Below are 22595 nucleotides of genomic sequence, written 5' to 3'. Positions count from 1 at the left end.
TTGATTAGACTATAGTAGCACTTACCTCCTATTTTTATATAACTAGGAGGTAACGTGTTACTTGCTAAAATAAGAGATAAATAAACAATGTAGAGAGGGTTTAGTGAAATGAAGTTGCATACACTTGTATCATGTTTGCATGATTTTCCAGTTGTTCCAACAGAAAATCCAGAAATAACATCTATTGAAGCGGATTCACGTAAAGTGAAAGAGGGAAGCTTATTTATATGTATGAAAGGATATACGGTTGATAGCCATGACTTTGCTAAGCAAGCAGCCGCACAAGGAGCGGCTGCTATTGTTGCGGAAAGACCAATTGATGTTGACGTTCCAGTTGTACTTGTGAAAAATACTTTTCGTTCGCTAGCGGTTTTAGCTGATTATTTTTATGGCCAACCAACACACAAGTTACATTTAATCGGTATTACAGGTACAAATGGAAAGACAACAACATCGCATATTATGGATGAAATTATGCGCGCACATGGTCATAAAACAGGGCTAATTGGAACGATTAATATGAAAATCGGTGATGAAACATTTGAGGTGAAAAATACAACACCAGATGCACTAACACTTCAACAGACATTTTCAAAAATGGTTGAACAAGGTGTGGATAGTACAGTAATGGAAGTTTCGTCTCATGCTTTAGATCTTGGCCGTGTACACGGGTGCGATTACGATGTTGCAGTATTTACGAATTTAACACAAGATCATTTAGACTATCATAAAACGATGGAAGAATATAAACATGCGAAAGGGTTGCTTTTTGCACAGCTTGGCAATAGTTATCATCATAATCGTGAAAAATACGCTATATTAAACAGCGATGATCCAGTAGCAGAAGAGTATATGAGAAGTACAGCAGCTACTGTTGTAACATACGGTATAGATTTTGCAAGCGACATTATGGCACGAGATATCGTGATGACGAGTGGAGGTACAACATTTACACTTGTAACACCGTATGAAACTGTAAATGTTACGATGAAATTAATTGGTAAGTTTAATGTATACAACGTGTTAGCTGCTACAGCAGCAGGTCTTGTTTCAGGAGTGAGCTTACAAACAATTATTGATGTAATTAAAGAGCTTGCTGGCGTTCCTGGACGTTTTGAAGTTGTTGATGGTGGACAAAATTACACAGTTATTGTTGACTATGCACATACACCTGATAGCTTAGAGAACGTACTAAAAACAGCAAAACAGTTTGCAAAAGGTGATGTATATTGTATCGTTGGTTGCGGTGGTGATAGAGATAGAACGAAAAGACCAATAATGGCAAGTGTTGCAACCGAATATGCAACTCATGCGATTTATACATCAGATAATCCAAGAAGTGAAGATCCGAAGGCTATTTTAGATGATATGGTAAATGATGCAAATGGGAATAATTATGAAGTAATTGTCGATCGAAAAGAAGCGATACGTTCAGCTATCTCGAAAGTGAAAGCTGAAGATATTATTATTATTGCTGGTAAAGGGCATGAAACGTATCAAATTATTGGTAAAGAAGTTCATCATTTTGACGATCGTGAAGTCGCTAAAGAAGCAATCACAGAGCGTTTAAACAACGAAGTGTAACAGCATGAGAGGAGGACTACATGTGCTTGAACAAGGTTTATTAGTAACGGCTGGGGTAGCATTCTTAATTTCTGTTGCCCTTTCGCCATTATTTATTCCATTTTTAAGAAAGTTAAAGTTCGGACAGAGTATTCGTGACGAAGGACCGAAGTCACACCAAAAGAAATCAGGGACACCAACGATGGGTGGTATTGTCATATATGTATCTATGATGGTGACTACGCTTATTATGGCGATTAAATTTAACAATTTAGGTGCAGAAGTATCATTGTTATTATTAGTTACATTTGGGTACGGATTAATCGGATTTTTAGATGACTACATAAAAGTAGTAAAGAAAAGAAATCTTGGTTTAACATCAAAACAAAAATTGATTGGTCAGCTTGTAATTGCTATTGCGTTCTTTTTAATTGGAAAAGGGCAAGCGTTTCACACTTATATCATGATTCCGGGAACTGATGTTAAATTTGAATTAGGCTGGGCATATTTTGTTCTTGTATTATTTATGCTTATTGGTGGATCAAATGCGGTTAATTTAACAGATGGTTTAGATGGTTTATTATCAGGAACAGCTGCTATTGCATTCGGAGCATTTAGTATTATTGCTGTAGCTCAAGAACAATTTGGGGTAGCTATTTTCTGTATGGCAGTTGTAGGAGCTGTACTTGGCTTTTTAGTATTCAATGCGAATCCAGCGAAAGTATTTATGGGGGATACAGGTTCTCTAGCTTTAGGTGGTGCTATCGCAGCTGTAGCGATTTTGTTAAAACAAGAATTGTTACTCGTTATTATTGGCGGTGTATTCGTAGCGGAAACTTTATCTGTTATTATCCAAGTTATTTCGTTCAAAACAACAGGAAAGCGTGTCTTTAAAATGAGTCCATTACATCATCATTATGAATTATGTGGTTGGTCAGAGTGGCGCGTTGTTGTAACGTTTTGGTCTGTAGGATTTTTATTAGCTGTGCTAGGAATTTATATCGGGGTGTGGATGTAATTGAAAACTGTAACTGAATATCAAAATAAAAATGTTCTTGTATTAGGTATTGCTAAAAGTGGTTATGCAGCAGCTACTTTATTAAAAAAATTAGGGGCAAACGTCATTGTAAATGATGGGAAACCATTAGTGGGTAATGTGCTTGCTGCTGAGTTACAAGCGGAAGGAATGGATGTTATATGTGGTGGGCATCCGTTAGAATTGCTGGAGAGAAACATTTCACTTGTCGTAAAAAACCCAGGAATTCCATATTCTAATCCACTCTTAGTGGCGGCGAAGGAAAAGCAAATTCCAATTGTAACTGAGGTTGAATTAGCATATCGCATTTCAGCAGCACCGTTTGTTGGGATTACGGGATCTAACGGCAAAACAACAACGACAATGTTAACGTTTGAAATGTTAAAAGAAGGACAAAAGTACCCAGTTATTGCGGGGAATATAGGTACTGTAGCTTGTGAAGTTGCACAATTGGCGAAAGAAAATGAAGTTGTCGTTACGGAACTTTCATCGTTTCAATTGATGGGAGTAGAATCCTTCCAGCCTAAAATTGCAGCCTTTTTAAATTTATTTGAAGCGCATTTAGATTATCACGGGACGAAGAAAGAGTATGGTTTGGCGAAAGCGAATATTTTCAAAAACCAAAAAGAAAACGATTATAGTGTAATAAATGCAGATGATGCAGATGTGATGGCTTTATCTGCTTATAGTAAAGGGCAAAAAGTACTATTCTCGACTACGAAAGAAATCGAAGATGGTGCATATATAAAAGATAACGCTCTTTATTTTAAAGGCGAAAAAGTAGTTAAAGTAAGCGATATTGTTTTACCTGGTAAGCACAATTTAGAAAATATTTTAGCAGCAATGAGTATTGCTAAATTACTAGGTGTTTCTAATGAAGCAATTACTGCTGTGTTAAAAAGTTTTACAGGTGTAAAACATCGCTTAGAATATGTAACAACGATTAATAATCGTAAATTTTATAATGATTCAAAAGCGACGAATATGCTAGCGACAGAAAAAGCATTATCTGCATTTACACAACCGATTGTATTATTGGCTGGTGGACTTGATCGTGGTAATGAATTTGATGATTTAATTCCATACTTTAAACATGTCAAAGCGATTGTAACATTTGGACAAACTGCCCCAAAATTAGTAAGAGCGGCAGAAAAAGCAGGATTAGATGTAATTGAAAGTGTCGATACTTTAGATGATGCAGTAGTGAAGGCTTATGCTCATTCTACTGATGGTGATGTTATACTTCTTTCACCAGCATGTGCAAGCTGGGATCAATTTAAAACATTTGAAGAAAGAGGAGACATTTTTATACAAGCTGTGCATAAACTTATATAAAGTAAATCAAAACATCAGTAGGCTAACACCTACTGATGTTTTGTTACATAGGGCAAAGGTTCTGCCCAAAGAGGTGGTGTACATGGGTAATGAAGAAAACGCCTGATTTTATTCTCATCATCGTTACACTTGCGTTGTTAACAATCGGAATGATTATGGTTTATAGTGCGAGTGCGGTTTGGGCCTCTTATAAAATGGGGGATTCATTCTTTTTTGCAAAAAGACAATTGTTATTTGCAAGTCTTGGGGTAGTAGCTATGTTTTCTCTCATGAAAATTGATTATTGGGTGTGGCGTACGTATTCAAAAGTAATTTTACTAGTTTGTTTCGTTCTTCTTATTCTCGTTCTTATTCCTGGAGTAGGCCTCGTTCGTGGGGGAGCGCGAAGTTGGATTGGAATCGGAGCATTTTCTATCCAACCGTCAGAGTTTATGAAATTCGCGATGATTATTTTCTTAGCAAAATTTTTAGCGGAACGACAAAAATTAATTACATCGTTTAAACGAGGTTTGCTACCGGCTCTTAGTTTTGTATTTCTTGCTTTTGGGATGATTATGTTACAACCAGATCTTGGTACGGGAACGGTAATGGTTGGGACATGTATTATTATGATATTCATTTCGGGAGCAAGGGTTTTTCACTTTGCAATGTTTGGTTTGCTTGGTGCAGCGGGATTTGTAGGGTTAATTGCATCAGCACCATATCGAATGAAACGCATTACATCATATTTAGATCCGTGGTCGGATCCGCTCGGAAGTGGATTTCAAATTATCCAATCGTTACTCGCAATTGGACCTGGTGGTTTATTTGGGCTTGGACTTGGACAAAGTAGACAAAAATTTCTTTATTTACCTGAACCACAAACAGACTTTATATTTGCAATCTTATCCGAGGAATTAGGTTTTATTGGTGGTTCATTTGTGTTATTATTATTTAGTCTATTATTATGGCGCGGGATTCGTATAGCATTAGGAGCGCCAGATTTATATGGTACGTTTTTAGCAGTAGGTATTGTGGCGATGATTGCGATTCAAGTAATGATTAATGTAGGTGTTGTAACAGGACTGATGCCTGTTACGGGTATTACTTTGCCGTTTTTAAGTTATGGTGGATCAAGTTTGACCTTAATGTTAATGGCAGTAGGTGTATTATTGAATATAAGTCGCCATTCTCGCTATTAAACCCTGTTTAAAAGACAGGGTTTTTCGTGTGTGTGTGAAAATACAATATGTATATAGAAATAAATACGATTGAATAAGAACAGGGAAGTGGAGGAATCAGTAGTGCGAGTATTAGTAAGTGGTGGGGGTACTGGAGGACATATTTATCCAGCTCTTGCTTTAATTAGAGAAATAAAAAAACTAAATCCGGAAGCAAGATTTTTATACATTGGTACAGAGAATGGATTAGAGAGTACCATCGTACCGAAAGCGGGTATTCCGTTCCAATCTATTGTTATAAGTGGATTTAAACGAAAAATATCTCTTGATAATGTAAAAACAGTGATGCGTTTCCTAAAAGGTGTTCAAGATAGTAAACGATATATTCGTCGTTTTAACCCTGATATTGTGATTGGTACGGGTGGATACGTATGTGGGCCAGTTGTATATGCTGCGGCTAAATTAGGTATTCCGACTATTGTACATGAACAAAATAGTGTACCTGGTGTAACGAATAAATTTTTAAGTCGTTATGTCGATAAAGTTGCAGTTTGCTTTGAAGCAGCTGCAGAACATTTCCCACAGTCAAAAGTGGTTATGACAGGTAATCCACGTGCATCAGAAGTAATGGACCAAAATGGAATGAAAGGAAAACGTTCGGTAGGACTATCCCTTTCTAAAAAATCCGTGCTTATTTTTGGTGGGAGTCGCGGTGCTAGACCGATTAACGATGCTTTTGTAGAAGCGATTGAACAATTTGGGAATAAAAGTTACGAAGTATTATATGTAACAGGCGAAGTACATTATGATAAAGTTATGGAAGCCGTGAAACAAAAAGGGAATCCGAATAATGTTATTATTAAACCTTTTATTCATAATATGCCAGAGGTACTGACTGGTGTAGATCTTGTTGTTTCAAGAGCAGGGGCTACAACGCTTGCAGAATTAACAGCGTTAGGAAAGCCAAGTGTATTAATTCCAAGTCCGTATGTAACAAATAACCATCAAGAAAAAAATGCACGATCAGTTGTTGATAAAGGAGCAGCTAAAATGCTACTTGAAAAAGATTTAACATCTGAAACGCTTATTCGTGACATTGATGAGATTTTATTGGATACACAAACATTACAAAATATGAAACTGGCTACTAAGCAACTTGGTATTCCAGATGCAGCAAATAAGCTATATGAAGTAATGAACAAGCTTATTAAAAAATAACATTAGGTGAACGCCCTGCATATTACTGTCATAAGGAGACTTAATATGGGGGAGATTGTCTATGGAACAATTAGTAAAAGAGCTTTTAGAAGCAAATGTTGGCCATGTGTTAGTTAATGAACCGTTAGCGCGTTACACGACTATGAAAATAGGCGGACCAGCTGATATTTTAATTGTGCCAAAGCATGTTGCTGGTATTGAGAAGACGTTAGAGTTAGTAAAGAAGTACAAGACAGGGTGGACTGCAATTGGTCGTGGTTCAAACCTTCTCGTATCTGATCAAGGTATAGAAGGTGTGGTTATTCGTTTAGGAGAAGGATTAGATCACTTAGAAGTCGAAAAACATAGAGTAAGAGTTGGTGCTGGATACCCCCTTATTAAATTGTCAACTTTACTTAGTCGACAGGGATTAGCTGGCTTGGAATTTGCAAGTGGTATTCCAGGAAGTGTTGGCGGTGCAGTGTATATGAATGCAGGTGCTCATAAGTCCGACATATCGAGTGTATTAACGAAAGCTCGTATTTTGTTTGAAAATGGAACAATTAATTGGTTGACGAATACCGAAATGGGATTTTCTTATCGCACATCTGTATTGCAAATGAAACGCCCTGGTATTGTTTTAGAAGCTGAATTCCAATTGGAGGTAGGCGAACGCGAGGAAATTGTAAGAAGCATGCAAAAGAATAAAGAGTATCGCCGTGAAACGCAACCTTGGAATCACCCTTGTGCAGGAAGTATATTTCGAAATCCAGTCCCATATTTTGCAGGAGATTTAATAGAAAAAGCAGGGCTTCGTGGCTATAAGATAGGTGGAGCTCAAATTTCTGAAATGCATGGAAATTTTATTGTTAATACTGGTGTGGCTTCAGCACAAGATGTATTAGACTTGATCGCATTGATAAAGCATACAATTAAGGATAAATTTGGTGTCGATATGCATACAGAAGTAGAAATAATTGGAAGATAACGGTTGTTCGTTCCGCTCATTATCATTTATGTTATAATAAGAAGATAAGAACGGCATGAGGAACATGCCGTTCTTTATGTTACATAGGGGGATCGTACATGAAAAATAGTAAAGTGATTAAACTACAAGATCGTGTACCAAAATTAAAGAATCAAAAGAAAAAGAATAAGAAACCTGTTAATCATCGGTTAATTTTATACATATCGATTTTATTTTTATTAGTACTCTTTTTAATTTATTTTCGGTCTCCGCTTAGTAATATAAAAAAGATAAGTGTGTTTGGAAATCATTATATGACAGATGAACAAGTTATGAAGGAATCAGGTGTGACATATGATACGAGTTATTTCCGAGTAACAGCACATAAAGCAGAAGAAAACTTAACGAAACGAAAAGAAATTAAAGCGGTAAATGTAAAAAAACGTTTCCCAAACAAAATTGATGTTCATATCGAAGAATATTTAACAATTGGGTATATAAACAAAGATGGGAAATTACAACCGTTATTAGAAAATGGGAAAACACTCGATGTACTTCCGAACGGAAAACTTCCAGTTGCAGCACCAATTTTTGAACCGTTTAAAGAGGAAAAAATGAAGGAATTAATTGCAGAACTAGAAAAATTAACGCCGACTATTTTAAGGTCTATTTCTGAAATTCGTTATACACCAACGAACGCAAATGAAGATCATCTTACTTTATATATGAATGAAGGATATGAAGTGAGCACCACTATTCAAAATTTCGCAAAGCGAATGGAAGCTTATCCCCTTATTTTAAAAACAATTGAACCTGGTAAGAAGGTTTTAATTGACTTAGAAGTGGGTGCATATACGAAGGAACTAGGTGCTGAAGAAAAGAAAGAATAGAATGATAGTTTGTACTACGTTATTACGTGTGAAATGAAACAAACGTTCTTTTATATGGATGGTAATTTGCAAGAATGCTTAATTTGATGAAGAAAATGTAAATTTTCTTAGATTCATACTAGGATTGGTACAAGTTTCACTTTTCTACAAGTACATCTTAGTGTAGACTTATACTTGGCGGTAATCTTTACACTTGAAATATAATTATTTCAAGATAAAGCAGTTATTCACAGGTTACTGAGATATTCTTAAATGAATGTTAAATAAAAATAAGAAAAATATAGGGTTAAAAAAGGGAAACGTATAAAGACGTTGAATATTTTTCTTATAAATAGTAAAGTTGCGATTGTTGTTCCATATATTGAGTTGTATGGTATAAATAAAGAAGGAGGTGCCAAAGAATGAACAGCAATGAAATATATGTTAGTCTTGACATCGGTACATCCAATGTTAAAGTCATCATTGGTGAAATGGTTAATGATAGCTTAAACATTATTGGTGTTGGAAACGTAAAATCAAATGGTTTGAAGAAGGGATCGATAGTTGATATAGATGAAACTGTTCGATCAATTAAAAAAGCAATTGAACAGGCTGAGCGCATGGTGGGTATCCACATTGAGCAAGTTGTAGTCGGTGTCAATGCAAACCAGGTACAGTTGCTTCCGTGTCACGGAGTAGTCGCTGTTTCAAATGAAGATCGTGAAATCGGGAATGAAGATGTCTTACGCGTTCTAGATGCAGCGCAAGTTGTGTCAATTGCTCCTGAACGTGAATTTATTGATGTGGTACCTCGACAGTTCATTGTAGACGGTCTTGACGAGATTAACGATCCACGCGGGATGATCGGTGTAAGATTAGAAATGGAAGGTACACTTATTACAGGCTCGAGAACTTTACTACATAACCTACTTCGTTGTGTAGAAAAATCAGGTCTTGAAATTGTTGATATTTGTCTGCAACCTTTAGCGGCAGCGACAGTTGCGTTATCTTCGGATGAAAGACATAGAGGGGTAGCCCTTGTTGATATGGGTGGAGGATCTACAACCTTATCTATTTTTAAAGATGGAGAGTTGCAAGCAACGAGCGTATTGCCATTAGGTGGAGATCATATAACGAAGGATATAGCGATTGGGCTGAAAACTTCAACAGAAAATGCAGATCAAATTAAGCTGAAATATGGACATGCTTTTTATGATACAGCATCTGAAGAAGAGATGTTTACGGTTCCTATTATGGGAAGCGATCAAACAGAACAATATTCTCAGTTGGAATTATCGGATATAATAGAGGCTCGTGTAGAGGAAATTTTAATGTTTGTTCAAGATGAAGTGCGTAAGTTAGGAGTAAAGCAAGTAGCTTCTGGATATGTACTAACTGGTGGGATAGCTTCTATGCCAGGTGTTCTTGATCTTGCATACGATATTTTACATGAAAATGTTCGTATAGCAACGCCTGATTATATTGGTGTTCGTGAGCCCCAATATACAAGTGGAGTTGGATTAATTAAACATTCTTATCAAAAAGCTAAATTACGTGGGAAAAATGTGCAGGAAAAGCAAGAACATTTTGAACCAGTACCAGCACCAATGCCGGTACAACAGCAACCTGCGAAACAGAAAAATCGTAATCAAAACAATACTAATCAAAATGATGACCGCATGATGTCAAAAGTAAAACGTGTATTCCGTTATTTATGGGATTAAAATTGGACACGAAAAATGAGGTTCTAGGGGGATTTCGACATGTTAGAGTTTGATACTACTCAAGATCAATTAGCGAATATAAAAGTTATCGGTGTCGGCGGTGGCGGAAACAATGCTGTAAACCGTATGATTGAACACGGTGTACAAGGTGTAGACTTTATCGCTGTGAATACTGATGCACAAGCATTAAATCTATCAAAAGCTGAAACGAAAATGCAAATTGGTGGAAAATTAACGCGTGGACTTGGTGCAGGCGCAAACCCTGAAGTAGGGAAAAAAGCTGCAGAAGAAAGTAAAGAACAGATTCAAGAAGCGCTTCGTGGCGCGGATATGGTCTTCGTAACTGCTGGTATGGGCGGCGGAACTGGAACTGGTGCAGCTCCAGTTGTTGCTCAAGTTGCAAAAGAACTAGGTGCGTTAACAGTTGGTGTTGTAACACGCCCATTTACATTTGAAGGACGTAAACGTGCAACTCAAGCTGCATCCGGTATTGCGTCATTTAAAGAAAATGTAGATACACTTATTGTAATTCCAAATGATCGCTTATTAGAGATTGTTGATAAAAATACGCCAATGTTAGAAGCGTTCCGTGAAGCAGATAACGTATTACGTCAAGGTGTTCAAGGTATTTCTGATTTAATTGCTACACCAGGTCTAATCAACTTAGACTTTGCAGACGTAAAAACAATTATGTCTAATAGAGGTTCTGCTTTAATGGGTATCGGTTCTGGTAATGGTGAAAATCGTGCAGCTGAAGCTGCGAAAAAAGCGATTTCTAGTCCATTACTAGAAACATCTATTGATGGAGCTCAAGGTGTTATTATGAACATTACGGGCGGCGCAAACTTAAGTTTATATGAAGTACAAGAAGCAGCAGACATTGTAGCTTCAGCTTCGGATCCAGAAGTAAATATGATCTTCGGTTCTGTTATTAATGAAGGATTAAAAGATGATATCGTTGTCACTGTAATTGCAACTGGTTTTGATGATAGTGCTTCGACGCAGCCACCAAAACCAATTATCCGTCCGACTGCGAATCACACGCAACAGCAACAACAACAAGTAGCTCAACCTTCAAAACAACGTGAAGTTAAGCGTGAAATGAAACGTGAAGAGCCGGTTGTGCATGATCGTCATACAGATTCAGATGACATCGATATTCCAGCATTCTTACGTAACCGTCGTAGACGATAAAAAAAAAGGAGCTTTCATGCTCCTTTTTTTGTTGTCTAAATGGAAAAGATCTGCTTAGCAGATCTTTTTTTATTATTTTGCATATGGAGAGCCCAGTCCTATTTTTAAGCTATAAGCTGTGATAAATAAAGTGAAACTTTAATTAGTAGGGATTGTTCATCCAAAATGATTGTTAGCCCGACTCCCGCTTAACTTCTGTACTTTTTTGTAGCTGAATTTTGAGGCAGGGGTGTTACTGCACGCAAATAGCAAGATAAACTTTGTATATATATAATTCAATTATTATGTATACAGGTAAGAAATTTATATTATTCTATGAAAAATACACTTTTATTTTTTACCGACAGATTATGTCTAGAAATCACAAAATAACAAAAAAAACCCCTCCACCAATTGACACACTTTCCTATTGGATATGCATTATACTAGTCTCAACTTAAAAAAAGAGGTGAATTGTTTGGTTGTTTACGCCGACATTGTTTGGTTGTTAAACGCCTGCATTGATTTTCTTTTACTTTTATTAACAGCCACCGTGTTAAAAAAGAGAATCAAAAGATGGAGGCTTGTGTTAGGGGCATTTATAGGTTCAACTATTGTTATTTTCGCCTTTACGCCTTTTGCTTCTATGATGACACATCCAATTATGAAACTATTGTATTCGTTACTTATTGTGTATACAGCATTTGGGTTTTCAACATTTAGAAATTATGCACAAACTGTTTTTACTTTCTATTTTGTAACCTTTATGGTTGGTGGAGGATTAATTGGAACGCATTACTTTTTGCAAACGAACGAAATGGTAAATGGGTTAGTTCAATCTAAATCAGTTTCTTACGGTGATCCAATTAGTTGGTTGTTTGTTATTTTTGGTTTTCCAGTAATTTATTATTTTTCTAAAAAGCGTATAGAAAGCGTAGAGGTCACAAAGATACACTATGATCAAATCGTGAAAGTGAAAATTCAATTAGCTGGAGAGGAACTAGAACTAGCAGGTCTAATTGATAGTGGGAACCAACTTTATGACCCGTTAACAAAAACACCCGTTATGATTATGCATATTTCATCATTAGAACATTGTTTGCCAGCTTGGTTAACAGAACAAATTTATTCCAAAACAGAAATTCCTCAAATACCAGAAAATGATTCTGGGTGGGCGACGAAACTACGTTTAATTCCTTTCCGAGCAGTAGGAGTAGAGAATCAATTTTTATGGGCAATTAAGCCAGATTGTGTGCAAGTTTATCATGAAGGTTTGGTTGTTGTAAACAAAGTACTGATTGGATTAAATACACAACAATTATCTACCAATGGAGAGTATCAATGCATTGTACATCCGAAAATGTTGATTTCGCAAAAGATGGTAATTGCTTAATTATGAGAGGCGGGATAATATGGTGAAATTTAAATTTTATTTGGTATACCTTTGGTATAAAGTATTGCTGAAATTAGGAATTAAGACCGATGAAATTTATTATATTGGCGGAAGTGAAGCGTTGCCACCGCCGTTAACGAAAGACGAAGAGGCAGTTCTTTTGAATAAATTACCAAATGGAGATCAAGCTGCCAGGTCGATGCTTATTGAACGTAATCTACGGCTTGTTGTATATATAGCAAGAAAATTTGAAAATACAGGGATAAATATTGAGGATTTGATTAGTATAGGAACAATTGGTCTTATTAAGGCAGTGAATACATTTAATCCAGAAAAGAAAATTAAATTAGCAACATATGCATCTCGTTGTATAGAAAATGAAATTTTAATGCATTTGCGTCGAAATAATAAAAATCGTTCGGAAGTTTCTTTTGATGAACCGCTTAACATTGATTGGGACGGAAATGAACTGTTATTATCAGATGTGTTAGGTACAGATGATGACATTATTACAAAAGATTTAGAAGCTACTGTAGATCGTCATCTTTTAATGAAAGCATTGCATCAATTAAATGATCGTGAAAAACAAATTATGGAGCTTCGGTTTGGACTCGCTGGTGGCGAAGAGAAGACACAAAAAGATGTGGCTGATATGCTTGGAATTTCACAGTCATATATTTCTCGTTTGGAAAAAAGAATTATAAAAAGATTACGAAAAGAATTTAATAAAATGGTGTGAAGAATAAGACCAGTCGGTATCTAGACTGGTCTTATTCTCTTTTTGTGCATTAGGAAATATGATGTTTGTGAAAAACGATGGGAAAACCGTATGCATAAAATCCCCTTCAAAGGAAATACTTTACACTGTACAGCAACTCCCGATAGGAGGGAACACTTTGACGAGAAACAAAGTAGAAATTTGCGGTGTTGATACAGCTAAACTTCCAGTACTAAAAAATGAAGAGATGCGTAAATTATTTCGTGAAATGCAAAGTGGAGAGATAAGCGCCAGAGAGAAATTAGTGAATGGAAACTTACGTCTTGTACTGAGCGTCATCCAAAGATTTAATAACAGAGGAGAATATGTTGATGATTTATTTCAAGTTGGTTGCATTGGACTTATGAAATCCATTGATAACTTTGATTTAGGCCAAAATGTAAAATTTTCAACGTATGCTGTGCCGATGATTATTGGGGAAATACGCAGATATTTGCGTGATAACAATCCAATTCGCGTATCTCGCTCATTACGAGATATTGCGTATAAAGCGTTGCAAGTAAGAGAAAAATTGATTGCTGAAAATTCCAAAGAACCAACAGCAATGGATATTGCCAAAGTTCTTGAAGTGACACATGAAGAAATTGTCTTTGCGTTAGATGCTATTCAAGATCCAGTTTCATTATTTGAACCGATTTATAATGATGGAGGAGATCCTATCTTTGTTATGGATCAGTTAAGTGATGAAAAACAAAAGGACGAGCAGTGGGTTGAAGAACTAGCGTTGAAAGAAGGGATGAAGCGTTTGAATGATCGTGAGAAAATGATTATTCGAAAACGGTTCTTCCAAGGAAAGACACAGATGGAAGTTGCCGAAGAAATCGGGATTTCTCAAGCACAAGTATCACGTTTGGAGAAGTCTGCTATTAAGCAAATGAATAAGACGATTCAAGGATAAGGTCCTCACCAGTTATGGTGAGGCCTTTTTTATATATAATATTTTGCTCTCATAGTAGAGTGGGTAGGTTCATATAATGAAAATAAAATAGATGTTCTATTAGTAGCGGTTATATACTGTTTACCCGCTTCAAAATTCGGCTGAAGTAAGAAGTTAGATGGAAGCGGAGCTAACCGAAAAAGTCCGATTAGCATGGGCTAATAATCAGTAGGGATGGGAAAAATCCCACTGATTAAGGTTTCACTTTATTTGAGATCGTACTTATGATTCATGATATAAGGGAGAGGATGAATATGATACGAATTTCGGAGTTTCAAATGAAGGATGTTGTAAATATTTTAGATGGAAAAAGGCTTGGAAATATTGGAGATATTGATTTTGATATAGACACAGGGAAGATTAGGGCAGTTATTATTTCCAAGCAGACACGTATGCTAGGACTCTTTGGAAAGGAAGTAGAATTTGTGATTCCTTGGGAGCAAATTATGAAAATTGGGGAAGATGTCATACTTGTCAGAGTAGATAATATTAATTCTGTAACAGAATCAATACAAACACCGACAATTTCATAAAGAATATTACAAATTCCCCTTTTTTTTCAGTTGTCATTATGAAAAAATAAAAGTATGGTAAAATAGACAGGAAGTACCATGCTTTTTTCTGTTATTTTAATTAAAAGGAGCCGCTTTATGAGAGAACCATTTAAATATGTGGACGGTATACTGTATTTACAAGCGTGGAAAGAACTTGGAAACATTACTGTTGGATTTACGACAAAAGATGGTGGAGTAAGTACAGGCTCCTTTCATGCGATGAATTTAGGATTACATGTGAATGATATCGTGGAGAATGTTCATGAAAACAGACGCATTTTAGCGAATAAGTTACAAAAACCATTAGAAAAATGGATTTGCTCTGAACAAGTTCATGACCATCATGTTGAGAAAGTAGGACTGCAAGAAAAAGGGAAAGGCGTTTATTCATATGAAGACGGTATTCCAAAAACGGATGGCATTTATACGACTAACAAAGATGTTCTCTTAACATCTTGTTACGCTGATTGTGTTCCGCTCTATTTTTATGCACCATCACATGATATGATAGGACTTGCGCATGCTGGGTGGAAAGGGACTGTAACAGAGATTGCGAAAGAAATGATTCAAAAGTGGAATGCAGAAGGTGTTTCAAGTGATGAAATTCATGTCGCAATTGGTCCTGCAATCGGATCATGTTGTTATGTTGTTGATGATCGTGTATTAACAGCAGCACAGCAAGTAGTAAACGGATCTGTTCCCTATAAAGTAATTTCTGATGGTCAGTATGCAATTAATTTAAAAGAAGTTAATCGTATATTATGTGTACAAGCAGGTATAAAAGAAGAACATATTGTAATGTCATCTCTTTGTACAAGCTGTGAAGAACAATTATTTTTCTCTCATCGTCGTGATCAAGGTAAGACGGGGAGAATGTTGAGTTTCATAGGTTTTAAGGAGGAGTGAAGCAAGTGACAGTGCAAGGGAATTTAGCAGATGTAAACGAAGCAATTAAAGAATCTTGTGCACGAGCTGGACGTTCGACGAAAGATATTAAGCTCGTTGCAGTTACAAAAACTGTAGGAATTGAAAAAACAAGCGAAGTAATTGAAGCAGGAATTATTGACTTAGGTGAAAATAGAAATGAAGGTTTCTTACAAAAATACGAGCATTTCGGTTCAAAAGTGAATTGGCATTTTATTGGCTCATTGCAAACGAGAAAAGTAAAAGAAATCATTAATGAGATTGATTATTTACATTCATTAGATCGTCTTTCGCTTGCAAAAGAAATTCAAAAACGTGCTGATAAGAAAGTTAAATGCTTTATTCAAGTGAAAACATCATCTGAAGAATCAAAGCAAGGATTGGCGATAGAAGAAACAATTTCTTTTATTCAAAGTTTGCAAGAATTGGATAAGATTGAAGTGGTAGGATTAATGACAATGGCCCCGTTTACAGGAGAAGAGGAAGAGATTCGTCGCTGCTTTAAGGAATTACGCATGCTACAAACAGAGGTGCAGGAGCTAGAATTATTACATGCACCATGTAAAGAATTATCAATGGGAATGTCAAATGATTACACGATTGCAATTGAGGAAGGCGCTACATATATTCGTTTGGGAACGGTTTTAGTAGGAAAAGCGTAAGAGGAAGGAGAAAGTTATTATGAGTTGGTCAAAAGTAAAATACTTCTTTTTTGACACACCAGAAGAAAAAGAAGCAGCTCAATATAGTTATGAAAAGGAGCAAACAGACATGAAAAAACAACAAGATCCCCCAGAACAACAAGATGTTCCGTTTGCGAAAGTGCAACCGAAGCAAAATGTAGTGAGTATTGAAACAGCGAAGCAATCTTCAAAAGTTGTTTTACTAGAACCACGCACATATTCGGAAGCGCAAGGCATTTCGGATCACTTAAAAGGTAGACGAGCTGTTGTAATTAATTTGCAAAGAATGTCTACAGATCAAGCTGTACGTATCGTTGACTTTTTAAGTGGTACTGTATACGCTATAGGCGGGGATATTCAAAAAATAGGCCCGAAAACATTTATGTGTACACCTGAAAATGTTGATATCGTTGGTGCGATTTCAGAGTTATTCGGTGAAGAAGAAGAGACAAATATAAAGAGGTGGTAATACGCCATGACAACAGTTGTACAAGTATTGCAGTCTGCTATTCAAATTTATTCCTATGCGCTTATCATTTATATTCTTTTGTCTTGGTTCCCAGGTGCAAGAGAATCAAAATTTGGTGATTTTCTTGCACGCATTTGCGAACCTTATTTAGAGCCTTTTAGGAAATTTATTCCACCGCTTGGTATGATTGATATTTCTCCACTTGTTGCGATTTTCACATTGAATCTCGCTAGTAGAGGATTGACAAGTTTGTTTTTTTATTTTGTTTAGCGAAAGGCTACATACATGAGCATCTACGAGCATTTTAGACCTGATGAAGAGGTCTTTGTGGATAAAGTAATAGAGTGGAAACAGGCTGCTGAGTACCATCAAGTCAAGTTAACAGATTTTCTTGATCCAAGACAGCAACAAATTGTTTCTATGGTAATAGGGCAAGGAGATGTAGCTGTACGGTTTGATGGTGCGATGCCTGAAGCCGAACGAAAAAGAGCACTAATTTATCCAGATTATCTAGAATTAAATGAAGAGGAATTTCAAGTAGAAGTATTAGAAATTGACTATCCTTCCAAGTTTTTCACGCTAGAACATAGGCAAATATTAGGTGCATTCATGTCACTTGGTTTAACAAGGGACAAATGTGGTGATATTTTGCTTCAAGAAGATCGTGCCCAAATTGCAGTTGCGAAAGAAGTTGTATCCTATATTGAAATGAACTTACAATCAATAGGGAAAATGAAAGTCACACTCTCTCCTATACAAGTAGAGAAAGTTTTGCGTGTAGGTGAAAAGTGGGGAGAAAAATCTGGAACAGTTTCGTCACTTCGTCTAGATGTTTTATTAGCTGAAATGCTGCATATATCTAGGCAGAAAGTACAGCCTCTTATAAAAGGTGGCCTAGTAAAAGTCAATTGGAAAACAGTAGAGCAAACTTCGTATGAATGTTTTCCGGGGGATGTTTTCTCGGTTAGAGGGTATGGACGAAGTAAATTATTTTCTGTAGAAGGTAAAACGAAGCGCGACAAATGGAGAGTTTTGTATGGTATACTAAAATGATTGGTTTTTTAGAAGGAAATTCTCTTATTTTGTCGAAGAAAAGATATAATTGAAAGAGGAAATTTAGATAATTACTTGGAGGTGGCGTTGTGCCGTTAACACCATTAGATATTCATAACAAAGAATTTGGTCGCGGATTTCGTGGCTACGATGAAGATCAAGTAAATGAGTTTCTTGATCAAATCATCAAAGATTATGAATTAGTCATTCGTGAGAAAAAAGCTTTAGAAGAAAAGGTTGCACAATTAGAAGGAAAGTTAGATCATTTTTCTAATATTGAAGATACACTGAACAAATCTATCATTGTCGCACAAGAAGCTGCTGAAGAAGTGAAGCGTAATGCACAAAAAGAAGCAAAATTAATTGTACGTGAAGCAGAAAAAAATGCAGATCGTATCATTAACGAAGCATTAGTAAAATCAAGAAAAGTTGCATTTGATATTGAAGAGTTAAAGAAACAAGCGAAAGTATTCCGCACTCGTTTCCGTATGTTGTTAGAAACACAGCTTGAAATGTTAAGCAACGATGATTGGGACAAATTAATTGAGTTAGAAGACGAAGTGGACGAACTGTTGAAAAAAGAAGAAACAGTGTAAGCTTGACGTTTTTCTCATTATTACATATAATTTTAAACAGCATATTTATTAAGAAAAACGAAGATAGGGATAAGTACCTTTTTCATACCTTATATAGCGAACTGAGGATAGTGTAAGCTCAGGATAAGGAGATAATGGGAATATCACCCTGGAGTTCCGCGCTGAACAAATTTAGTAAGCGTAGGCGTATATTCGCGTTAAGAATATAAAGAGGACCTTATGCATTTGTATATGGTCTACTAGGGTGGTACCGCGGGAGACTTTCTCGTCCCTTTTTGGGGATGAGAGGTCTCTTTTTTATTCCCTTTTTTAAGGTCTGTCGTTTATATATTTAAGGAGGAATTGAGCATGGAGTACAAAAATACATTACTAATGCCAAAAACAGAATTCCCGATGCGTGGGAATTTACCGAAACGTGAGCCTGCAATGCAAGAAAAATGGGCTGAAGTGAATATTTATGAAAAGGTACAAGAACATACGAAAGGTCGTCCTTTATTTGTACTACATGATGGACCTCCATATGCAAATGGTGACATTCATATGGGACATGCATTAAATAAAGTATTAAAGGACTTTATTGTTCGCTATAAATCAATGACTGGATACTGTGCACCATATGTACCAGGTTGGGATACACACGGTTTACCGATTGAACAAGCTTTAACTAATAAAGGTGTAAAACGTAAAGAAATGACAGTTGCTGAGTTCCGTAAGTTATGCGCAGAGTATGCATATGAACAAGTAGAACGTCAACGTGAACAATTTAAGCGTTTAGGTGTACGTGCAGATTGGGATAATCCATACATTACTTTAGAGCCTGCTTATGAAGCACAGCAAATTAAAGTGTTTGGTGACATGGCGAAAAAAGGTTATATCTATAAAGGTCAGAAACCTGTTTATTGGTCTCCAACAAGTGAATCTGCTTTAGCAGAAGCTGAAATTGAATACCAAGATAAAAAATCAGCGTCTATTTACGTAGCATTCCCTGTAAAAGACGGAAAGAACGTATTAGAAGGTGATGAGAAGTTCATTATTTGGACAACAACACCTTGGACGTTACCTGCAAACTTAGGTATTTCTGTTCATCCAGAACTTGAATATGCTATTGTGAACGTAAATGATGAGAAATATATTATTGCTTCTGAACTATTTGAGACAGTTGAAAAAACGTTAGAGTGGGAAAATGCTGAAGTTGTGAAAACGGTAAAAGGTAGCGAACTTGAGTATACAGTTGCAAAACACCCATTCTACGATCGTGATTCTTTAGTTATGCTAGGTGACCACGTTACAACAGATGCTGGTACAGGTTGTGTTCATACAGCACCAGGACACGGGGAAGACGATTTCCTTGTTGGTAAGAAATATGGTTTAGAAGTTCTTTGTCCAGTTGATGACAAAGGTGTGTTAACAAATGAAGCACCTGGATTTGAAGGTCTATTCTATGATAAAGCTAATAAACCAATTACGGAAAAATTAGAAGAGGTAGGCGCGTTACTAAAATTAACATTTATTACGCATTCATACCCACATGATTGGAGAACGAAAAAACCAATTATTTTCCGTGCAACAGCACAGTGGTTTGCATCTATTGAAGCGTTCCGTAAAGAATTATTACAAGCTGTTGAAGAAACGAAATGGGTGCCAGCATGGGGTGAGACTCGTCTTCATAATATGGTTCGTGACCGTGGTGATTGGTGTATTTCTCGTCAACGTGCATGGGGTGTACCAATTCCAGTATTTTATGCGGAAAATGGAGACCCAATTATTACAGATGAAACAATTAGCAATGTAGCAGATTTATTCCGTGAACACGGTTCTAACGTATGGTTCGAGCGTGAAGCGAAAGATCTATTACCAGAAGGATTTACACATCCAGGTAGCCCAAATGGTGAATTCCGTAAAGAAACAGACATTATGGATGTATGGTTTGATTCAGGTTCTTCTCACCAAGCGGTATTAGAAGAGCGTGATGATTTACAACGTCCAGCAGATTTATATTTAGAAGGATCTGACCAATATCGTGGTTGGTTTAACTCTTCATTATCAACAGCAGTTGCTGTAACAGGTAAAGCACCGTATAAAGGTGTTCTAAGCCACGGTTTCGTACTAGATGGTGACGGACGTAAAATGAGTAAGTCGATTGGAAACATCGTCGTACCGAAGAAAATTATGGATCAATTAGGCGGAGATATTTTACGCTTATGGGTTTCTTCTGTTGACTATCAATCTGATGTACGTATTTCAGATGATATTTTAAAACAAGTAGCAGAAGTATATCGTAAAATCCGTAATACATTCCGTTTCTTATTAGGAAACTTAGATGACTTTAATCCAGGTGAAAATAAAGTGGCGGCAGCTGAGCTTCGTGAAGTGGACCGTTACATGTTAGTAAAATTAAATGACTTAATTACAAAAGTGAAAGAAGCATATGAAGCATATGACTTTGCAGCAGTATATCATGCAATCCATAACTTCTGTACAATTGATTTAAGTTCATTCTATTTAGACTTTGCGAAAGACATTTTATATATTGAAGGTGCAAATCACCAAGATCGCCGCGCAATTCAAACAGTATTATATGATGTTCTTGTTGCATTAACAAAACTTGTAACACCAATCTTACCTCATACAGCTGATGAAGTATGGCCTTATGTTCCTGGTGCAGAAGAAGAGAGCGTACAGTTAACTAATATGCCAGAAGTTGTAGAAGTAGATGGTGCTGAAGCGTTAAAAACAAAATGGGATGCATTTATGACGTTACGTGATGACGTATTAAAAGCGTTAGAAGTCGCTCGTAATGAAAAAGTAATTGGTAAGTCATTAAATGCAAGTATTACACTATATCCGACTGCAGAAATGAAAGCTATGTTAGAGTCTATTAGTGAAGACTTAAAGCAACTATTTATCGTTTCTGAGTATAAACTTGGTGGTATGATAGAAGAAGCGCCAGCAGATGCGCCTAAGTATGAGCATACAGCGGTTGTTGTAGCTCAGGCAACGGGTGACACATGTGAACGTTGTTGGGTTGTTTCAGAAACAATTGGTAAAGATGCGGAACATGAAACATTATGTGAGCGTTGTGCAACGGTTGTTAAAGAAAATTATGTAAAATAATAGAAAAACTGACTGCTCATAATAGCAGTCAGTTTTTTGTTGATGATATATCGAAATAACTTTCACTCTCTTTCCTATGAAGGAAAAATGTGTGTGAGGTAAGCGTGGAAATTTCGGACACACTAATTGTACATTGCAGCTGGGAGGAATGTACACGTGAATGAAATTTATATGGAAATAAAAGAAGAATTGCAATTGATGAGAAAAGAGTTGCAAGATAGACTGGCGAAAGAAGTAATGCACACATACTATATGGAATTTGGGCAAGAACTTGGATACGAAATAAAGGAAGAGACAAAGAAAAAATTGCTATTACATGATATAAAAGAGGATTTAAAAGATGTAGAACGTGCATTGTTTAAAATGGAAATAGACATGTACGGTATTTGTGAAGAAACTGGGAGAGCGATTCCTACAAAACAAATGAAAACAATGCCGACTGCTCGTACTATTCATGAATTTTTCTATGAAAAGGTAAATGTATGAGTGCGCACAACGATATTATGTTACCTTTTTTCAATTTATTTTATTCTTCCGTAAAGGTTCATTGTGAAAAGATAGCAGCTATGCTAAAATTTTGAGGTACACTGTCTTTGTGGGGGAAATGAAAATGATATATTATGTAATAGCGTTATTTGTCATTGCCATCGATCAAATATCGAAGTGGCTAATTGTAAAGAACATGGAATTGGGTACGAGCATTCCGATTATCGATAATGTATTATACATAACATCACATCGAAATAGAGGAGCTGCCTGGGGTATTTTAGAAAATAAAATGTGGTTTTTCTACATTATTACAGTCATTTTCGTAGTATTTATCGTATTTTATATGAAAAAATATGCGAAAACGGACAAGCTTCTAGGTATTTCATTAGGTCTAATTTTAGGCGGAGCAATTGGCAATTTTATTGATCGTGTATTTAGACAAGAAGTAGTGGATTTCATTCACGTGTATATTTTCTCGTACAACTATCCAGTATTCAATATAGCTGACTCAGCATTATGTATTGGAGTTGTATTAATTATTATTCAAACAGTATTAGAAGGAAAGAAAACGAAGGAGTAAT

22 protein-coding genes and 1 other annotated feature are annotated in these 22595 nt (G+C 36.2%); all 22 genes read left to right on the top strand.

Going from position 1 to position 22595, the window contains the following annotated elements; all coding sequences use genetic code 11:
• Window positions 1–108 precede the first annotated feature (108 nt).
• The 22 genes from murE to lspA all read left to right on the top strand — a co-directional run bounded on the left by murE (window position 109) and on the right by lspA (window position 22594).
• Entirely contained in the window at window positions 109–1584 is a 1476-nt protein-coding gene (murE, locus tag EXW56_RS18615; protein WP_215596841.1) for a UDP-N-acetylmuramoyl-L-alanyl-D-glutamate--2,6-diaminopimelate ligase, read from the top strand.
• A gap of 22 nt (window positions 1585–1606) precedes the next feature.
• Complete coding sequence (gene mraY, locus EXW56_RS18610; protein ID WP_002014738.1) at window positions 1607–2581, top strand: phospho-N-acetylmuramoyl-pentapeptide-transferase; 975 nt, start codon at window positions 1607–1609, stop codon at window positions 2579–2581.
• Complete coding sequence (gene murD, locus EXW56_RS18605; RefSeq protein ID WP_002111440.1) at window positions 2582–3934, top strand: UDP-N-acetylmuramoyl-L-alanine--D-glutamate ligase; 1353 nt, start codon at window positions 2582–2584, stop codon at window positions 3932–3934.
• A gap of 89 nt (window positions 3935–4023) precedes the next feature.
• Entirely contained in the window at window positions 4024–5115 is a 1092-nt protein-coding gene (gene spoVE / locus EXW56_RS18600; protein ID WP_002111438.1) for a stage V sporulation protein E, read from the top strand.
• Between the two features lie 102 nt (window positions 5116–5217).
• The gene (gene murG / locus EXW56_RS18595; RefSeq protein WP_002088269.1) at window positions 5218–6312 is read left to right on the top strand and encodes an undecaprenyldiphospho-muramoylpentapeptide beta-N-acetylglucosaminyltransferase; all 1095 of its coding nucleotides are present in this window, start codon (window positions 5218–5220) and stop codon (window positions 6310–6312) included.
• 61 nt (window positions 6313–6373) lie between these two features.
• Complete coding sequence (gene murB / locus EXW56_RS18590) at window positions 6374–7279, top strand: UDP-N-acetylmuramate dehydrogenase (RefSeq protein ID WP_215557392.1); 906 nt, start codon at window positions 6374–6376, stop codon at window positions 7277–7279.
• A 98-nt stretch (window positions 7280–7377) separates the two neighbouring features.
• Window positions 7378–8148: a cell division protein DivIB gene (gene divIB, locus EXW56_RS18585; RefSeq protein ID WP_002111435.1), complete on the top strand. Its 771-nt coding sequence runs from the start codon at window positions 7378–7380 to the stop codon at window positions 8146–8148.
• Window positions 8149–8549: 401 nt separating this feature from the next.
• Window positions 8550–9851 (top strand): cell division protein FtsA, encoded by a 1302-nt coding sequence (ftsA, locus tag EXW56_RS18580; RefSeq protein WP_002111434.1) that lies wholly within the window; start codon window positions 8550–8552, stop codon window positions 9849–9851.
• Between the two features lie 39 nt (window positions 9852–9890).
• Window positions 9891–11045 carry a cell division protein FtsZ gene (gene ftsZ, locus EXW56_RS18575; protein ID WP_215557391.1) on the top strand — a complete coding sequence of 385 codons (1155 nt, stop codon included), beginning with the start codon at window positions 9891–9893 and terminating at the stop codon, window positions 11043–11045.
• 457 nt (window positions 11046–11502) lie between these two features.
• Window positions 11503–12417, top strand: coding sequence for a sigma-E processing peptidase SpoIIGA (spoIIGA, locus tag EXW56_RS18570; protein ID WP_002111432.1), 915 nt, complete (start codon window positions 11503–11505; stop codon window positions 12415–12417).
• Between the two features lie 19 nt (window positions 12418–12436).
• Complete coding sequence (gene sigE / locus EXW56_RS18565) at window positions 12437–13156, top strand: RNA polymerase sporulation sigma factor SigE (protein ID WP_002111431.1); 720 nt, start codon at window positions 12437–12439, stop codon at window positions 13154–13156.
• 157 nt (window positions 13157–13313) lie between these two features.
• Window positions 13314–14093, top strand: a complete 780-nt coding sequence (sigG, locus tag EXW56_RS18560; protein WP_000197755.1) for an RNA polymerase sporulation sigma factor SigG — start codon at window positions 13314–13316, stop codon at window positions 14091–14093.
• A gap of 293 nt (window positions 14094–14386) precedes the next feature.
• On the top strand, window positions 14387–14665 hold the full coding sequence (locus EXW56_RS18555; RefSeq protein WP_033708393.1) for a YlmC/YmxH family sporulation protein: 279 nt from the start codon (window positions 14387–14389) through the stop codon (window positions 14663–14665).
• A 117-nt stretch (window positions 14666–14782) separates the two neighbouring features.
• Complete coding sequence (gene pgeF, locus EXW56_RS18550; RefSeq protein WP_002111428.1) at window positions 14783–15592, top strand: peptidoglycan editing factor PgeF; 810 nt, start codon at window positions 14783–14785, stop codon at window positions 15590–15592.
• 5 nt (window positions 15593–15597) lie between these two features.
• The gene (locus tag EXW56_RS18545) at window positions 15598–16272 is read left to right on the top strand and encodes a YggS family pyridoxal phosphate-dependent enzyme (RefSeq protein WP_002111427.1); all 675 of its coding nucleotides are present in this window, start codon (window positions 15598–15600) and stop codon (window positions 16270–16272) included.
• 19 nt (window positions 16273–16291) lie between these two features.
• The gene (locus EXW56_RS18540; protein ID WP_002014721.1) at window positions 16292–16762 is read left to right on the top strand and encodes a cell division protein SepF; all 471 of its coding nucleotides are present in this window, start codon (window positions 16292–16294) and stop codon (window positions 16760–16762) included.
• A 6-nt stretch (window positions 16763–16768) separates the two neighbouring features.
• Entirely contained in the window at window positions 16769–17032 is a 264-nt protein-coding gene (locus EXW56_RS18535; RefSeq protein WP_002111425.1) for a YggT family protein, read from the top strand.
• Between the two features lie 15 nt (window positions 17033–17047).
• Window positions 17048–17815: a YlmH family RNA-binding protein gene (locus EXW56_RS18530; protein WP_215557390.1), complete on the top strand. Its 768-nt coding sequence runs from the start codon at window positions 17048–17050 to the stop codon at window positions 17813–17815.
• Between the two features lie 89 nt (window positions 17816–17904).
• Window positions 17905–18411, top strand: a complete 507-nt coding sequence (divIVA, locus tag EXW56_RS18525; protein WP_002088249.1) for a septum site-determining protein DivIVA — start codon at window positions 17905–17907, stop codon at window positions 18409–18411.
• A 51-nt stretch (window positions 18412–18462) separates the two neighbouring features.
• Window positions 18463–18687 (top strand) — a binding site (T-box leader).
• A gap of 72 nt (window positions 18688–18759) precedes the next feature.
• A complete protein-coding gene (gene ileS2, locus EXW56_RS18520; protein ID WP_199659884.1) occupies window positions 18760–21525 on the top strand; it encodes an isoleucine--tRNA ligase in 2766 nt (921 codons plus the stop codon).
• A 156-nt stretch (window positions 21526–21681) separates the two neighbouring features.
• Entirely contained in the window at window positions 21682–22011 is a 330-nt protein-coding gene (locus EXW56_RS18515) for a TraR/DksA C4-type zinc finger protein (RefSeq protein WP_002111422.1), read from the top strand.
• 124 nt (window positions 22012–22135) lie between these two features.
• Complete coding sequence (gene lspA / locus EXW56_RS18510; RefSeq protein WP_002111421.1) at window positions 22136–22594, top strand: lipoprotein signal peptidase LspA; 459 nt, start codon at window positions 22136–22138, stop codon at window positions 22592–22594.
• The last annotated feature ends 1 nt before the right edge of the window (window position 22595 follow it).

The organism is Bacillus mycoides (assembly GCF_018742245.1).
Taxonomy (GTDB): Bacteria; Bacillota; Bacilli; order Bacillales; family Bacillaceae_G; genus Bacillus_A; species Bacillus_A cereus_U.
This window is presented reverse-complemented; position numbering and strand designations above follow the sequence as displayed.

Excerpts from the sequence above, each read along its gene's own strand:
- murE (WP_215596841.1), top strand. The coding sequence starts at position 109 with ATGAAGTTGCATACACTTGTATCATGTTTGCATGATTTTCCAGTTGTT.
- spoVE (WP_002111438.1), top strand. The coding sequence starts at position 4,024 with ATGAAGAAAACGCCTGATTTTATTCTCATCATCGTTACACTTGCGTTG.
- murB (WP_215557392.1), top strand. The coding sequence starts at position 6,374 with ATGGAACAATTAGTAAAAGAGCTTTTAGAAGCAAATGTTGGCCATGTG.
- divIB (WP_002111435.1), top strand. The coding sequence starts at position 7,378 with ATGAAAAATAGTAAAGTGATTAAACTACAAGATCGTGTACCAAAATTA.
- ftsA (WP_002111434.1), top strand. The coding sequence starts at position 8,550 with ATGAACAGCAATGAAATATATGTTAGTCTTGACATCGGTACATCCAAT.
- ftsZ (WP_215557391.1), top strand. The coding sequence starts at position 9,891 with ATGTTAGAGTTTGATACTACTCAAGATCAATTAGCGAATATAAAAGTT.
- sigE (WP_002111431.1), top strand. The coding sequence starts at position 12,437 with ATGGTGAAATTTAAATTTTATTTGGTATACCTTTGGTATAAAGTATTG.
- EXW56_RS18555 (WP_033708393.1), top strand. The coding sequence starts at position 14,387 with ATGATACGAATTTCGGAGTTTCAAATGAAGGATGTTGTAAATATTTTA.
- pgeF (WP_002111428.1), top strand. The coding sequence starts at position 14,783 with ATGAGAGAACCATTTAAATATGTGGACGGTATACTGTATTTACAAGCG.
- EXW56_RS18540 (WP_002014721.1), top strand. The coding sequence starts at position 16,292 with ATGAGTTGGTCAAAAGTAAAATACTTCTTTTTTGACACACCAGAAGAA.
- EXW56_RS18535 (WP_002111425.1), top strand. The coding sequence starts at position 16,769 with ATGACAACAGTTGTACAAGTATTGCAGTCTGCTATTCAAATTTATTCC.
- EXW56_RS18530 (WP_215557390.1), top strand. The coding sequence starts at position 17,048 with ATGAGCATCTACGAGCATTTTAGACCTGATGAAGAGGTCTTTGTGGAT.
- ileS2 (WP_199659884.1), top strand. The coding sequence starts at position 18,760 with ATGGAGTACAAAAATACATTACTAATGCCAAAAACAGAATTCCCGATG.
- lspA (WP_002111421.1), top strand. The coding sequence starts at position 22,136 with ATGATATATTATGTAATAGCGTTATTTGTCATTGCCATCGATCAAATA.